This window comes from Clostridium sp. Cult1 (assembly GCF_021655095.1).
Taxonomy (GTDB): domain Bacteria; phylum Bacillota; class Clostridia; order Tissierellales; family Tepidimicrobiaceae; genus Schnuerera.
The window spans coordinates 805333-821370 of the sequence record NZ_PPXW01000001.1 but is presented as its reverse complement, the minus strand read 5'-3'; the positions used below and the strand labels follow the sequence as shown (position 1 = coordinate 821370).

Below are 16038 nucleotides of genomic sequence, written 5' to 3'. Positions count from 1 at the left end.
ATATATGAATATAATAAACTTTTCCATGAGGTGATACTATGTTAGATAAAAAAACTTTGGAAGATCTACAAGTACAAGGAAAACGAGTTTTAGTTAGGTGTGATTTCAATGTTCCTATGGATGATAATAGGAATATTACAGATGATAGAAGAATAAGGAGTTCTTTACCAACCATTAAATATTTAATCGAAAACAAGGCCAAAGTTATACTAATGTCCCATTTGGGTAGGCCAAAAGGGGAGCCTAATCCCAAGTTTAGCTTAGAACCAGTGTCCAAAAGATTATCAGAATTACTAAATACAGATGTGGTATTTGCACAAGATGATAAAGTAGTAAGTGAAAACGTACAAGAAATTGTATCAAAAATGGCAGATGGAGATGTAGTTCTTCTAGAAAACACAAGATTTAGAAGAGAAGAAGAAAAGAATGAAGAAAATTTTGCTAAAGAATTAGCTTCTCTTGGAGACCTATATATAAATGATGCTTTTGGCACATCTCATAGAGCTCATACTTCAAATGTAGGGCTTTCAAATCAATTACCCTCAGCAGTAGGATATCTAGTAGAAAAAGAGATATCTGTAATGGGTAAAGCATTGGAGAATCCTGAGAGACCTTTCGTAGCTATTTTAGGAGGGGCCAAAGTATCAGATAAAATTGGAGTAATAGAAAATTTACTTAATAAAGTAGATTCAATATTGATTGGTGGAGGTATGGCTTATACTTTCTTAAAGGCTCAAGGTTATGAAATAGGAAACTCTATATTAGAAGAAGATAAAGTTGATTTGGCCAATGATTTGTTAAAAAAAGCAGAGGATAAAAATGTTAAACTATTGTTGCCAGTAGATGTAATAGTAGCAAAAGAATTCAATAATGATACAGAATTTAAAACTGTAAATATAGAAAGTATTCCAGAAGATATGATGGGAATGGATATAGGAGAAGAAACTATAAATCTATTCTCAAAAGAAATTAAGGATGCTAAGACAGTAATTTGGAATGGACCTATGGGAGTATTTGAAATGGAAAACTTTAAAAAAGGTACCGATGCTATAGCAAAGGCGATGGCAGAATCCAATGGCATTACAATAGTAGGCGGTGGAGATAGTGCTTCAGCTGTTGAAAAAGCTGGATATGCAGATAAGATGACCCATATTTCAACTGGTGGAGGAGCTTCTTTAGAATTTTTAGAAGGAAAGACATTACCAGGAATAGGGGCTATTGACGATAAATAAGGAGGTAAAACAATGCGGATACCAATAATTGCAGGGAATTGGAAGATGAACAATACCATTTCAGAAGCCCTTGCATTAATTGATGGTATAAAAAAAAATAAGTTAAATAAAGAAGTTGAGAAGGTAGTCGCAGTTCCTTTTACTAGTTTAAGCGAAGTAAAAAAAGCTTTAGAAGGAACGGATATTAAGCTAGCAGCCCAAAATATGCACTGGGAAGATAATGGAGCATATACAGGAGAAGTCTCACCTTTGATGTTAAAAGAGATTGGCATAGATTATTGTATAATTGGCCACTCAGAGAGAAGACAATATTTTAACGAATTAGATGAAACTGTAAATAAAAAAATCAAATCAGCTTTAAAATATGATATTAAACCTATAGTCTGTGTTGGAGAAACTTTGGAAGAAAGGGAAAGTGGTAAGGAAGAAATAGTTGTTAAAGAACAAGTACTGAAGGCCTTAGAAGGTATCAATAAGGAAAATATAGAAGATATTGTTATTGCTTATGAACCAATTTGGGCTATAGGAACTGGCAAAACAGCTTCTTCTGACGATGCCAATAATATGTGTAGATTTATTAGAAAAATTATTGGAGATAAATACGGAGAAGATAGCAAAAAAAGTATAAGGATTCAATATGGAGGAAGCGTTAAGCCAAATACAATAAAAGAACTAATGTCAAAAAAAGAAATAGATGGAGTATTAGTGGGTGGAGCTAGTTTAGTAGCAGAAGATTTTGTGAAATTGGTAAACTATTAAATGGAGGATATAATTATGACTAAAAAGCCAGTAATGTTAATTGTATTAGATGGCTGGGGTATAGGAAAAGAGTATGAAGGAAACGCTATACATTTAGCAAATACACCGAACTTTGATAGACTGTTGAAGGAATACCCTAATACAAGATTAGAGGCTAGTGGATTGGCTGTAGGATTACCTGAAGGACAGATGGGTAACTCAGAGGTAGGACATTTAAATATTGGTTCTGGTAGAATAGTATATCAAGAACTAACTAAGATTACTAAATCTATTGAAGATGGAGATTTTTATAAGAAAGAAGAATTTTTAAAGGCTATAGAAAACGCAAAGAAAACCAAATCGAAACTTCATATTATGGGGCTAGTATCCGATGGAGGAGTTCATAGTCATAATACTCATCTATATGCACTATTAGAATTATGTGCCAAAGAAGATTTTCATAATGTATACATTCATGCCTTTTTAGATGGCAGAGATGTACCTCCTACAATCGGAAAACAACATTTATTAGAGCTTCAAGATAAAATAGAAGAAATAGGGATAGGGAAAATTGCCACTGTTTCTGGAAGATATTATGCTATGGATAGAGATAAAAGATGGGAAAGAACTAAATTAGCCTATGATGCTATGGTATTAGGAGAAGGTAAAAAGGATATTTGTCCAATAGATGCAGTAACAAAATCCTATAAGGAAGGTATAAATGATGAATTTGTAGTGCCTACGGTAATTACAGAAAATGGAATGCCCATCGCTACTATTGATAACGGAGACTCAATTATCTTTTTCAACTTTAGGCCAGATAGAGCAAGACAGATAACTAGAGCTATTGTTGATGAAGATTTTGATGGATTCCAGAGAGGTAAGAAAGTCTATACTTTCTTTGTGACTATGACTGAATATGATAAAACCATAAGAAATGTAAATGTTGCTTATAAAACCGAAAAACCAAAAAATACTTTAGGTGAATATGTAAGTAGTCTAGGTCTTAATCAATTAAGGATTGCTGAAACAGAAAAATATGCACATGTAACCTTTTTCTTTAATGGTGGTAGGGAAGAGCCTTATGAAAATGAGGATAGGGTTTTAATTCCTTCACCAAAGGTGGCAACATATGATTTAAAACCAGAAATGAGCGCCTTAGAAGTAAAAGATGAAGTATTAAATAGATTAAATATGGCTAAATATGATTTAATCATATTGAACTTTGCTAACCCTGATATGGTAGGACATACTGGAGTAGTAGAAGCAGCAGTTAAAGCAGTAGAGACTGTAGATAGTTGTTTAGGAGAGATAGTAGATTTATTAGTAGAAAAAGGCGGTAAAGCTTTAATTACAGCAGATCATGGTAACGCTGAGTTGCTAATAGATAAAGAAGATAATAGTCCGATCACTGCCCATACTACTAATAAGGTTCCATTAATATTAGTAGGTAATAAGGATGTTAAACTAAGAGAGGGAATATTAGCTGATTTAGCACCTACTCTATTGGATTTAATGGGTATAGAAAAGCCAAAAGAAATGACAGGCAAAAGTCTTATGGAGGTCTAAAAAACTTTGATATTGTGAGATGACATTGTCTTTATCATTCTAAAGCGTAGCTGAAGAATCTTGGACTTAAAAGTTTGACCTAAATAATTGTGAACTGTGAGTTGAATAAGGGAGGATGAATATAATGAGTTTAATTACAGATGTATATGCAAGAGAAGTGCTTGATTCTAGAGGAAATCCAACGGTTGAAGTAGAGGTTTGGACAGAACTAGATGCTCATGGTAGAGCTTTAGTTCCATCTGGAGCAAGTACAGGAGCTTTTGAAGCTATAGAGTTAAGAGATGGAGATAAGGAAAGATATTTAGGCAAAGGTGTTATGAAAGCCGTAGATAATGTTAATAATATAATTGCAGATGAAATTATTGGAATGGACGTATATGATCAATTAGGAATAGATAACCTATTAATTGAGCTAGATGGAACAGAAAACAAAGGGAAATTAGGAGCTAATGCTATATTAGGCGTTTCTTTAGCCGTAGCAAGGGCAGCAGCAGATGAATTAGGTATGCCTCTTTATCAATACATTGGTGGAGTAAATGCAAAAGTACTACCTGTACCAATGATGAATATATTAAACGGTGGAGAGCATGCTGATAATAACGTAGATATTCAAGAGTTTATGGTTATGCCAGTGGGAGCTTCAAACTTTAGAGAAGCATTAAGAATGGGGGCAGAAATATTCCACAATTTACGATCTGTATTAAAGGCGAAGGGACTAAATACTGCTGTAGGTGATGAAGGCGGATTTGCTCCAAACTTATCTAGCAATGAAGAAGCTCTAAAAACTATAGTAGAAGCCATTGAAAAAGCTGGATATAAGCCTGGAGAAGATGTTTATTTAGCTTTAGACGTAGCAGCTACAGAGATGTATGATGAGGAGAAAAAAGTTTATAAGCTTGAAGGAGAAGGTAGAGAATTAACTGTAGATGAGATGATAGAGTACTATGAAGATTTAGTTAGGAAATATCCAATTATATCCATAGAAGATGGATTAGCAGAAGACGATTGGGATGGGTGGAAAAAATTAACGGAGCGATTGGGGAATGAAATCCAATTAGTTGGTGATGATCTATTTGTAACTAATACTAAACGTTTAGAAAAAGGAATAGATATGGGAGTTTCTAACTCAGTTTTAGTTAAATTAAATCAAATAGGAACCTTAACTGAAACATTAAATACCATTGAAATGGCAAAGGTTCATGGATATACTGCTGTAGTATCCCATAGATCAGGAGAAACAGAAGATACTACTATAGCAGATCTTGTAGTTGCAACTAATGCAGGACAAATCAAAACTGGTGCTCCTTCAAGAACTGATAGGGTAGCTAAATATAATCAATTATTAAGAATTGAAGATTTTCTTGGATTAGCAAGTGAATATAGAGGAAAAAAGGCATTTTATAATATAAAGAAATAGTAAGGCTAGCCTTACTATTTCTTTTTAAACATGTGAAATTATTAACGCTATTGATTTTATAGGGGCTCTGTGTTAAAATATTCTTGTTTACGGCTATGATAAAATAAATTTTTCTAATTTCATTATAGGAGGTGCAAACATGACAATTTTTTTCTCGATAATATTCTTAATATCCAGTATATCATTAATCGTATCCGTCTTACTACAGGAAAGTAAATCAGAAGGATTAGGAGCTCTTACTGGTGGTGGACAAAATCTTTTTGGAAAATCAAGACTTAGAACTTTTGAAGCTATGCTTAGTAGAATAACCACAGTTTCAGCAGTTGTATTTATGATATCAGCATTAGTTTTAGCTGTAATTTAATAATATTAAGGAGGTATGTTTAAATGGACTTTGCAGTAATTGCTGCACCAATAGTTGGCATAGTAGCCTTGCTGTTCGCATTTTATAAAGCTAGTTCCATAGAAAAAGTAAGTCCTGGAAATGACAGGATGAAGGAAATAGCTTCTTATATAGAAGAAGGAGCTATGGCTTTCTTAAAGAGAGAATATAATGCATTATCAATTTTTGTAATTGCCCTTTTCATCATATTAGCATTGGCTATTAACTGGAAAACAGCAGTATCTTTCCTATTAGGGGCAATTTTTTCAGTCCTTGCAGGATATTTTGGCATGAAAGTAGCAACTAAAGCTAATGTAAGAACAGCTAACTCAGCAATGGAAAATGGTATGAATAAAGCCTTAACTGTTGCTTTTTCAGGTGGAGCAGTAATGGGAATGAGTGTTGTAGGTTTGGGTATATTAGGAGTAGGTGTTTTATACATACTATTTCCTGACCCATCGATTATAACAGGATTTGGTTTAGGTGCTTCATCTATAGCATTATTTGCTCGTGTTGGTGGAGGTATTTATACTAAGGCGGCAGACGTAGGAGCTGACTTAGTAGGTAAAGTAGAAGCAGGAATACCAGAAGACGACCCAAGAAATCCTGCTGTAATAGCCGACAATGTTGGAGATAATGTTGGGGACGTTGCAGGTATGGGAGCAGATTTATTCGAATCCTATGTAGGAGCTATTATATCTGCAATTACATTAGGATTAGTAGCTTATGGTGATGGTGGAGTAAAATTTGCTTTGGCTTTATCAGCAGTAGGAATAATTGCATCTATAATCGGTGTGTATTTCGTAAGGGGAGATAAAGATCCTCAAAAGGCATTAAATAATGGAACTTTAGTAAGTTCAATAATAACCGTAGTTATTGCATTTTTATTAAGTAAGAGCATATTAGATTCATATAAACCTTTTGTTGCTATTTTAGCAGGTTTAGCAGTAGGATTGATAATTGCAAGAATTACAGAATACTATACTTCAGCAGATTATAATCCTGTAAAGAGAATAGCATCTGAATCAGAAACAGGAGCTAGTACTAATATTATTGGTGGTTTATCTGTAGGGATGATGTCTACAGGTGGACCAATAATCATTATAGCAATTGGTATTTTAATTGCATTCTATGTTTCTGGCGGATTAAATGATACAGCTACAGGACTATATGGTATTGCGTTGGCAGCTGTTGGGATGTTGTCTACAGCAGGAATGACTATTGCAGTAGATGCTTATGGTCCAATAGCAGACAATGCTGGTGGAATTGCAGAGATGTGTGAATTACCAGAAGAAGTAAGAGAAATCACAGATAAACTAGATGCTGTTGGAAATACAACGGCAGCAGTAGGTAAAGGATTTGCTATAGGTTCAGCAGCTTTAACATCCTTAGCGTTATTTGCATCCTATACACAAGCAGTAGAATTAAGTGGTATCAATTTAACAGAACCAGCAGTTATTGCAGGAATGTTTATCGGCGGAATGTTACCATTTTTATTTGCAGCAATGACAATGGATGCAGTTGGAAAAGCTGCATTTAGCATGATAGAAGAAGTAAGAAGACAATTTAAAGAAATACCTGGAATAATGGAAGGTAAAGCAACACCTGAATACAGCACTTGTGTTGACATAAGTACAAAGGCAGCATTAAGGGAAATGGTAATCCCTGGAATCATGGCAGTAGTTGTTCCAGTATTAGTTGGATTATTATTAGGTGCTGAAGCGTTAGGAGGCCTATTAGCAGGAGCATTAATTACTGGGGTATTAATGGCTATATTTATGGCCAATGCTGGAGGCGCTTGGGATAATGCTAAGAAATACGTAGAGGATGGACATCATGGTGGAAAGGGTAGTGAAGCTCACCATGCAGCAGTAGTTGGGGATACAGTAGGAGACCCATTTAAAGACACTTCTGGTCCTTCGCTAAATATATTGATCAAGCTTATGACCATAGTATCTCTAGTATTTGCTCAACTTTTCTTAAACTACGGCGGAATACTGTTTAACTTATTTAAATAAGATAATTAAGACGGTTCTTATTATTTGTCAAGACAAACAATAAGAACCGTCAAATTATTTTAATGGCTTAGGTATGATGGAAAACATCCAAAACCTGTTATTATTTTGTTTATATGATATAATTTGATATTAGCAAGAAAATATTAATATTATCTGGTTATATTCATATAGAGATAGTTAATAATATTTATTATAAGGGTATATAAGGAAGGTAAATATGAAGATAAATATTGAAAATATAGAATTAAATTATATATGTGAAGGAGAAGGAAAAGATGTATTGGTACTCCATGGTTGGGGTGCTAATATAAATACAGTTTTATCCATAGTAAACCTGTTAAAACCTGATTTTAAGGTTTATGCAATAGATCTGCCTGGTTTTGGAGAAAGCGAAGCACCTAAAGAAATTTTCAATTCTTGGGATTATGCAAAGATTGTAAAAAAGTTTTTAGATATAATGCAAATAAAAAAAGTAGTATTAATAGGGCATTCCTTCGGAGGTAAATTATCCATAATACTAGGAAGTGAATACCCTGAAGTTGTGGAAAAAATAGTATTAATCAATAGTGCTGGATTAATACCAAAAAGAGGATTGAAATATTATTCAAAGGTTTATGCCTTTAAGACATTAAAGTTTTTATATAAAGCTTTCTTCTTTTGGACAGATGAAAAAAAAGGGATGGAAAAATTTTACAGAAAGTTTGGATCTTCAGACTATAAAAATGCAGAAGGTATAATGAGAAAAATACTGGTTAAAGTTGTAAATGAAGATTTAAAACCAATACTAAATAATATACGATGTTCTACATTATTGATATGGGGAAATAAGGATACAGCTACTCCATTATATATGGGAGAAATAATGGAAAAAGAAATATCAGATAGTGGATTGGTTGTATTAGAAGGTGCAGGTCATTACTCTTATTTAGATGATTTTAATCGATTTGCAATAATTTTAAGAACTTTTTTATTAAATTAACTCCATAGTATAATTATGTATATAAGAATAAAAACAATGGAATTATGGGGGTGAGTAATAATGAATATACTAATAATTCTTTTTTTAGTACTAATATGGATATATTTAATTATTGAAAGATCAAAATTCTTTTTACATATGATTCAATTAGAAGGCTATAAAGAAGAACAATATAGAAAATGGTTACAAGAAAGTAATAAAGTATATAGTGAAACGTTAATCAAAAATTCAATTTTTATTTTTATAATGACTATATTATTTTTTGTTGTATCCATATTCTTTAATAATAAAGATAAATTGAAATTGTTTCTTTGGATTCTTTATAATTTACTTTGGATAATTTGTATGATACCAACTTTGAACCCTAAAGATAAAGATATAAAAAAACCTTTGGTGTTTACAAATAGAGCTAAACGTCTTTATACGACTAATTTAATATTAAATTTCTTTATTATATTAATAGTCTATATACTTTATACAAAACTAATAAGTGATGTATTATTCAATTTTCCTTTAATCTTATTTTTAGGGACTGCTTTATATTATTTTCAATCTGAAACAATGTTTTTATCAAATGTAATAATAAAACCATTAGAAAACAACATAAACATGCGATTCTTCCAACAAGCTCAGGAAAAGATTAAGTCTATGGAGGATCTTTACGTAGTAGGTATAACTGGAAGTTTCGGGAAAACTAGTACTAAATTTGTAACTGGAACAATATTAAGTGAAAGATATAGAGTATTAAATACTCCAGAAAGCTATAATACTCCCATGGGATTAAGTATGGTAATAAACAACCAATTAAATGATAAATATCAGGTATTTATTGCAGAAATGGGTGCTAGAAATATAGGAGATATTAAGGAATTGGCAAAATTAACTAGACCTAGAATAGGGGTTATTACCTCTGTTGGTCCAACCCATTTGGAAACCTTTAAAAACTTAGACAATATAATGAAAACTAAATATGAATTGATAGAGGAATTACCTACTGATGGTATTGCAATATTTAACTATGACAATGAGCATATAAAAAAATTAGCCGATAAAACTTTTAAAGAAAAGATTCTTTATGGAATAGGTAATAATGAACAGTTAGATATATACGCTGAAGAGGTAGAAGTTTCGGAAATGGGTTCTACTTTTACCATAAAAGATAAAAAGGGAAATAGTATTAGGTGTACAACAAAATTATTAGGTAAACATAATATATATAATATATTGGCAGGAGTATCTGTAGCTATAGCTATGGGTTTGAATTTTCAAGAAATTAAAAAAGGAATTGAAAAGATTAAACCTATACCTCATCGATTAAATATAATAAATCCTGGAACAGGAGTTATAATAATTGATGATGCATTTAATTCTAACCCTATAGGAGCCAAGGCTGCCCTAGAAGTTCTATCCCAGTTTAAAGAGGGAAGAAAAATAATAGTAACACCAGGTATGGTAGAGTTAGGTACAAGGGAAGAAGAGGCCAATAGGGAATTAGGAGTTAATATAGGTAAAGTATGTGATTTTGCTATTTTAATTGGGGAAAAGAGAACCGTTCCTATATATGAGGGATTGATGGAAACGGGATATAATGAGGATAATATATTTATGGTTAATGATTTAGAAGAAGCAACAAAAATCATACAGAGAATTGCTAGACCAAAGGATGTTATATTATTTGAAAATGATTTACCCGATAATTATAATGAATAGCTAGGAGGGACTTTAGGTGAAAAAGAAAGTAGCTATTATTTTTGGAGGACGTAGTGTAGAACATGAGGTTTCTGTAATTACAGGGCTGCAAGTAATAGAAAATATAGATAAGAATAAGTATGATGTAATTCCTATCTATATTGACAAGGAAGGTAAATGGTTTACTGGAAATAGTTTATTGGATTTTGAGAATTTCAAAGATGATAATTTGAAAGATCTACAAGAGATAGTATTATCATTAGATGCCAATGATCATAAATTATACCTCCATCCTAATAGTATTGGATTGTTTAGAAAGAAAGTAATAGATAAGATAGATATCGTATTTCCAACTATCCATGGTACCAATGGTGAAGATGGGACTATACAAGGATTATTTGAGTTAATCAATATACCTTATGTAGGTGGTGGAGTTTTAGCATCTTCTGTAGGGATGGATAAAATACTTATGAAAGAAGTATTTAAGGCTCGTGGACTTCCTATAGTGGATTATGTATGGTTTTATAGAACTAAATGGTTAGAAAATCAAGAAGAAATAATTGATGATATTGAAGAAAAGTTGAATTATCCTCTATTTGTTAAACCAGCTAATTTAGGTTCAAGTATTGGTATTTCAAAAGCAAAAGATAGGGAAACTTTGATCAGTGCTATTGAAATAGCTATAAGATACGATAGAAAGATAATAGTTGAAAAAGCTGTTGAAAATCCTAGGGAAATCAATTGTGCAGTAATGGGATATAATGATAATCTTATAGCTTCCTTATGTGAAGAACCTTTAGGATGGGAAGAAATACTGACCTTTGAAGACAAATATATAAAAAGTAATACTAAAGGAATGGGTAAAGAAGGCAGTAGAAGAGTAATTCCAGCAGATATTGAAGATCATATTAGGGAAAAAGTAGAGGAACTGGCTAAAGAATCTTTTATGGCAATTGATTGTAGCGGAAATTCAAGAATAGATTTTTTACTAGATGAGAATGGAAATATATTTATAAATGAAATTAATACCCTACCAGGATCAATAGCGTTTTATCTTTGGGAAAAGAAAGGATTTCCATTTAATAAGCTAATAGATGAAATGATAAACATAGCGTTAAAAATACATGAAGATAAAAATGAAAATATGTATATTTATGAAGCTGATTTGTTTAAAAAAGTTCATCTAGGTGGTACCAAAGTTAGTAGTATGAAGGGGATTTAAAAACTTACGAATAGATAATAAAGAACAAAAGATTGGAGGATAGAGATGGGGATTAAAAGAAATATAATTAACTTTATGGAAGAAAAACTATATAAACCAATGCTTAAGGAAGAATTGGCTATAAAATTTGGATTAGAAGGAAAAGAAATAAATGCCTTTTTTAGAGTATTAGAAGAAATGGAAAAGGAAGGCATAGTAATAAAGACCAGGAATGAACGCTATGGTCTCGTTCATAGGATGAATTTAATAGTTGGAAAGTTAGAAGGCAATGAAAAAGGGTTTGGTTTTTTAGTACCTGATGACAAGGAAAAAGAAGATATATTCATTCCAGCTGAAGAGATGAATGGAGCTATCCATGGGGATAGAGTGGTTGTACGAATAATTAGCAAAGGCATAGTGGATAAAAGAGATGAAGGAGAAGTCATTAGAATATTAGAAAGAACAAATAAAACCATAGTTGGGACCTATGAAAGTAGCAAGAATTTTGGCTTTGTAATTCCAGATGACTCAAGGATTGCTTATGATATATTTATACCAAAGAATCATGCAAATGGGGCTAAAACCAATCAAAAGGTAGTAGTGGAAATTACTAGATGGCCTGAAAAAAGAAGAAATCCTGAAGGGAAAATAGTAGATATATTGGGATATGTAGGCGAAAAAGGGGTAGATATACTCTCAATAATAAAACAGTATAAATTACCTGAAGAATTTCCCGAAAAAGTACAGGACCAGGCCAAGAGGATAGGTCAAAGGGTAAATGAAGAAGATATAAAAAATAGGGTTGATTTAAGGGACTTAAATACCTTCACTATAGATGGAGCAGATGCAAAGGATTTGGACGATGCAGTTTCTATAGAAAAGGTAGGAGAAAATTATCGTTTAGGTGTTCATATAGCAGATGTTTCTCATTATGTTCCAGAAAGGTCTCCTTTAGATAAGGAAGCTTATAAAAGAGGCAATAGTGTATATCTAGTAGATAGGGTAATTCCTATGCTACCTAAAGAATTATCCAATGGAATATGCAGTTTAAATCCAAATGTAGATAGACTTACTTTGTCTGTGTTTATGGAAATCGACAGCAATGGAAATGTAGTGGATCATGAATTAGTAGAGGGAGTAATAAGAAGTAAAGCAAGACTTGTTTATGATGATGTTTCCGATTTACTAGAGAACGATAACTACGAGGCCTTCGATAAGTTGGATAAAGTTGTGGAAGATTTAAAATTAATGGAAGAACTCTGTCATATACTATCTGAAAAAAGAGAAAGAAGAGGAAGCATAGACTTTGATTTTCCAGAAGCTAGAATTATATTAGATGAAGATGGGATACCAGTAGATATTGTTAAAGAAGATAGAAGGATAGCTAATAAGATGATAGAGGAGTTTATGCTGGTATGTAATGAAACTGTTGCTGAGTATATGTATTGGTCAGAGATGCCTTTCTTATATAGAATTCACGAAGAACCAGATATGGAGAAAATAAATAGTTTTAATAAATTCGTTCACAATTTTGGATATATGATTAAAGGCACTCAAGAGGTCCATCCAAAAGAATTGCAGAGGTTGACTAAAGAGGTGAAAGGGAAGAAAGAGGAAACTCTAATAAATACTTTATTACTTAGGTCCTTAAAAAAAGCCAAATATAGTAGTGAACCTGATATTCATTTTGGTTTAGCAGCTAAATACTATTCCCACTATACTGCCCCTATTAGGAGATATCCAGATTTGCAGATTCATAGGATATTAAAATCCTTTTATAAAGGAAAGTTAAATTCCCAAGAACAAGCTAAATTGGAGGCTATATTACCAAAAGTAGCAGAACATACATCTATAACCGAACGAACAGCTGAAGAGGCAGAAAGAGCAGTAGATGATTTAAAAGTGGCAGAGTTTATGTCTAAGAGGATTGGAAATATCTACGAGGGAATAGTGTCATCTTTAACCCATTTCGGTATGTATGTTCAGTTAGAAAATACGGTGGAAGGATTAGTCCATTTTAGTAATATGCTAGATGATTATTATGAATTTGATGAAGATAATTATCATATTATTGGTGAATTTACTAGAAAGCAATATAAACTAGGGGATATAGTAAAAATTAAAGTAGTAAAGGCAGATTTAGTAAAACGGACAGTAGATTTTATGTTATTATCTTAAATGATTGACAATAGATAATTTTATACAATTGATAAAGACTAATGAACAGTGGTAGGGGCAGACTTATGTGTCTGCCTAATCTCATTATCTATGGCAAGTATTAAATAATATTGACAGCTCTGTAAAAGCTTGATAAACTATAGTCTAGACTAAGACGAGTGTGGTGATTTATATGAAAAAGGAAAATATAAAAATTGTTGCAACTAATAGAAAGGCTAGGCATGAATATTTTATTGAAGATACAATAGAAGCAGGAATAGCATTAAAGGGAACGGAAGTCAAATCCATTAGACAGGGGAGAATAAATGTAAAGGAAAGTTATGCTGTTATAGAAAATGGAGAAGTTTTTGTATATGGTATGCACATAAGTCCTTATGAGCAAGGTAATATTTATAATGTAGATCCAGTTAGAAAGAGAAAACTATTACTCCATAAGAAGGAGATTAGAAGATTAGCTGCAGAAGTCATGCAAAAGGGCTATACTTTAGTACCACTTACCGTATATATTAGAGATGGACTAGTTAAAGTAGAATTGGCAGTAGCTAAAGGTAAAAAGTTATACGATAAGAGAGAGGATATAGCAAGAAGAGATGCGGAAAGAAGAATGCAACAACATGCTTCAGAAAAATATAGATAAATGCTAATTTTATAATTTACATTTCACAATGCACAATTAAAGGATGATTTACTACTTTTCAATGTTTTATATTCGATAGATTGACATAATATCAATATTTTGCTATAATTGATAGTGCACCAAAAAATGTGGATTAAATTATATGGGGGCGAAAAGGTTTCGACGGGGATATGGAAGCAGGAGTAGCGAGTCGTTGTCGCCAAACAACGTTAAAAGTGGCAACTTAAATTAAACGCAAACGAAGATTACGCATTTGCTGCTTAATTAAAGCAGCACGTCCTACCCGAGAATCCCACGCCTTGGGATAGGGCGCCAACCTAGTGGGGAACCGAGCCTTACAAAGCTTTGAGTAGGGAACGGAATCTATGAAGCTACTAAAGCTAGGATCCTGTCAGTAGGGGTCTAGTGGAGGGAATGTCAAATTACTGACTGCACTCGGAGAAACTCTTGTGGAAGTGTTTTCGGACGTGGGTTCGATTCCCACCGCCTCCACCATAAAAGAACTTAAATATTGATACAATAGAAACTCCTTGATTTCAAGGGGTTTTCGTTGTTTTTGGATAATGCATTGGGGACGGTTCTTTTTGCATCAGTTACAATAAAATGAAAGTAAAAGCGTATAATTTTCCACGGAGTAGTTATAAAAGTTATATAGTACAGTGACTATGCTAACTATCCCCGATTCTTTTGCCCAAGAAGAAAGCCGTTCTGTTAGTGAAAATTACAAGTGACGAATTAGGAAAGGTTTCTTAGAGGGAGAACTTGTAAACTTAAGATTTATATATGGCTATAACATTGATGATGAAGAAATTACTATAAATGTTATCCTTTTACCAGCAAATTAATTTGTGAAAACTGTGGAAAGAAATATAGAAGAAAGCTAAGTCATGGTAGAGCATTTTGGGTTTGTAGTACCTATACAAGGTATGGAAAAGATTGCCGGAACTCAAGGCAAATACCAGAGGAGATTTTACTTGAGATTACAAGTGAAGTATTAGAAGTAGATAATTATAATGAAACCCTATTCAATGAAAAAATTGAATATATAGAGATTTGTGATTCAAATATATTGAAATTTGTATTTAGAGATGGGGAAGTTATTCAGAGGACATGGGAGCATAAACCACGAAGTAAAAGCTGGGGCGAAGAAGCTCGTCAAGGGGCAAGAGAAAGGGCATTAAAACAATCCAAGAATAATAGCTATGGAAGTTTCAAGGAGGCATTTATCAAAGCTTTCAATAGTTTAATAGAAAATAAAGAAAAAATTATAACGGGCTATGAAGTTATATTGAAAGAACTTCTAGACACAACAAAGCTTGAAAAAAAGGCAGCTACTATTCAAAATGAGATTGAAGTTTTAGAAGAATTATTTAGAAAGATAGTTGATGAGAATCCTAGAAAGGCTATGGACCAAAAGGAATATACAAAAAAGTATAATGAATTAGTTGAAAGATACAAAAAGGGCCAAGATGAATTAAATGAAGTAGAAGAAAAGCAACAAGAAAACAAAGTTAGAAAAGATAGCATAGATACCTTTATAGATAGACTTAAAAGCCAAGATATAATTTTAACAGACTTTGATGGGGCTTTATGGACATCTACCATAAATAAGGTAGTTATTGAAAATGATATTATATTTTACTTTAAGGATGGAACTAAAATTAAACAGGAAATATTATAAAAATCAGAACTCGCTGGTTCAAAGAGCAGAAGCCCTTAGACTAGCGGATTATTTTTTATTTTAAATAAAATATGGTAGAAATTAGTTAATATATATGGTAGAGTAAAAGAAATCCAGGATATGTGATTTAAATAATTGATGTATATCAGTAGATTTATATTCATTATAAAGGAGGTAAACCTATGCAACAAAACAAGTATAGATATTTAATTTTTGAACTTCTTATTTTAGGAATAGTACTTTTAATCTCATTTACTGTTTTAAATTCAGAATATCTATTTGGTTGGATTTCACATAATTGGAAATTCTATTTAGTT

At 32.3% G+C, this 16038-nt stretch carries 12 protein-coding genes, 1 other RNA gene and 1 pseudogene; all 14 read left to right on the top strand.

Annotated features, from left to right (window positions below; translation table 11 throughout):
* Nucleotides 1–38 precede the first annotated feature (38 nt).
* The 14 genes and pseudogenes from C3E89_RS03905 to C3E89_RS03845 all read left to right on the top strand — a co-directional run bounded on the left by C3E89_RS03905 (nucleotide 39) and on the right by C3E89_RS03845 (nucleotide 15721).
* Nucleotides 39–1232 (top strand): phosphoglycerate kinase, encoded by a 1194-nt coding sequence (locus C3E89_RS03905; RefSeq protein WP_236911178.1) that lies wholly within the window; start codon nucleotides 39–41, stop codon nucleotides 1230–1232.
* Between the two features lie 12 nt (nucleotides 1233–1244).
* The gene (gene tpiA, locus C3E89_RS03900) at nucleotides 1245–1991 is read left to right on the top strand and encodes a triose-phosphate isomerase (RefSeq protein WP_236911177.1); all 747 of its coding nucleotides are present in this window, start codon (nucleotides 1245–1247) and stop codon (nucleotides 1989–1991) included.
* Nucleotides 1992–2006: 15 nt separating this feature from the next.
* Nucleotides 2007–3539: a 2,3-bisphosphoglycerate-independent phosphoglycerate mutase gene (gene gpmI / locus C3E89_RS03895; RefSeq protein WP_236911176.1), complete on the top strand. Its 1533-nt coding sequence runs from the start codon at nucleotides 2007–2009 to the stop codon at nucleotides 3537–3539.
* 124 nt (nucleotides 3540–3663) lie between these two features.
* Complete coding sequence (gene eno / locus C3E89_RS03890; protein WP_236911175.1) at nucleotides 3664–4956, top strand: phosphopyruvate hydratase; 1293 nt, start codon at nucleotides 3664–3666, stop codon at nucleotides 4954–4956.
* A 139-nt stretch (nucleotides 4957–5095) separates the two neighbouring features.
* Nucleotides 5096–5320, top strand: a complete 225-nt coding sequence (gene secG, locus C3E89_RS03885; RefSeq protein ID WP_236911174.1) for a preprotein translocase subunit SecG — start codon at nucleotides 5096–5098, stop codon at nucleotides 5318–5320.
* A 23-nt stretch (nucleotides 5321–5343) separates the two neighbouring features.
* Nucleotides 5344–7356 carry a sodium-translocating pyrophosphatase gene (locus tag C3E89_RS03880; protein ID WP_236911173.1) on the top strand — a complete coding sequence of 671 codons (2013 nt, stop codon included), beginning with the start codon at nucleotides 5344–5346 and terminating at the stop codon, nucleotides 7354–7356.
* Between the two features lie 217 nt (nucleotides 7357–7573).
* Nucleotides 7574–8335 carry an alpha/beta fold hydrolase gene (locus C3E89_RS03875; protein ID WP_236911172.1) on the top strand — a complete coding sequence of 254 codons (762 nt, stop codon included), beginning with the start codon at nucleotides 7574–7576 and terminating at the stop codon, nucleotides 8333–8335.
* Between the two features lie 60 nt (nucleotides 8336–8395).
* Nucleotides 8396–10045: a UDP-N-acetylmuramoyl-tripeptide--D-alanyl-D-alanine ligase gene (locus C3E89_RS03870; RefSeq protein ID WP_236911171.1), complete on the top strand. Its 1650-nt coding sequence runs from the start codon at nucleotides 8396–8398 to the stop codon at nucleotides 10043–10045.
* A 16-nt stretch (nucleotides 10046–10061) separates the two neighbouring features.
* Nucleotides 10062–11246 (top strand): D-alanine--D-alanine ligase family protein, encoded by a 1185-nt coding sequence (locus C3E89_RS03865; RefSeq protein ID WP_236911170.1) that lies wholly within the window; start codon nucleotides 10062–10064, stop codon nucleotides 11244–11246.
* A gap of 45 nt (nucleotides 11247–11291) precedes the next feature.
* On the top strand, nucleotides 11292–13403 hold the full coding sequence (gene rnr, locus C3E89_RS03860) for a ribonuclease R (RefSeq protein WP_236911169.1): 2112 nt from the start codon (nucleotides 11292–11294) through the stop codon (nucleotides 13401–13403).
* A gap of 172 nt (nucleotides 13404–13575) precedes the next feature.
* A complete protein-coding gene (gene smpB / locus C3E89_RS03855) occupies nucleotides 13576–14040 on the top strand; it encodes an SsrA-binding protein SmpB (protein WP_236911168.1) in 465 nt (154 codons plus the stop codon).
* 144 nt (nucleotides 14041–14184) lie between these two features.
* Nucleotides 14185–14535: a transfer-messenger RNA gene (gene ssrA / locus C3E89_RS03850) on the top strand.
* A 349-nt stretch (nucleotides 14536–14884) separates the two neighbouring features.
* A pseudogene (locus tag C3E89_RS13495) lies at nucleotides 14885–14974 on the top strand (recombinase family protein); the annotation flags it as partial.
* A 135-nt stretch (nucleotides 14975–15109) separates the two neighbouring features.
* The gene (locus C3E89_RS03845; protein WP_236911167.1) at nucleotides 15110–15721 is read left to right on the top strand and encodes a hypothetical protein; all 612 of its coding nucleotides are present in this window, start codon (nucleotides 15110–15112) and stop codon (nucleotides 15719–15721) included.
* The last annotated feature ends 317 nt before the right edge of the window (nucleotides 15722–16038 follow it).